At 60.1% G+C, this 268-nt stretch carries 1 pseudogene; it reads right to left on the reverse strand.

Annotated elements, in window-relative coordinates:
• Positions 1-268: pseudogene (locus tag SB751_RS31025) on the reverse strand (PKHD-type hydroxylase); the annotation flags it as partial.

The raw sequence follows: 268 nt of genomic DNA on the forward strand, positions 1-268 counted from the left end.
TCCGCAACAGGTTGTGATAAATCCCCGTCAACGCAATGACCACCGGATCCTTCGCGCCTTTTTCCGCAGACAACGCCTGAATCTGCGTATCGAGCTGAAACAGCAGCGTGCGGTCCCCATCGTCGCGCACCATGCTCTGAATCCAGAAGAACGACGCAACGCGTTCGCCACGGGTAACAGGCGTCACGTGATGCAGGCTCGACGCCGGATACAGCACGAGATCGCCGGCCGGCAGCTTCGCGCGATGCACGCCGTACGTATCTTCCAC

Source organism: Cupriavidus sp. SIMBA_020 (assembly GCF_046535395.1).
In the GTDB taxonomy this organism is placed as follows: Bacteria; Pseudomonadota; Gammaproteobacteria; order Burkholderiales; family Burkholderiaceae; genus Cupriavidus; species Cupriavidus campinensis.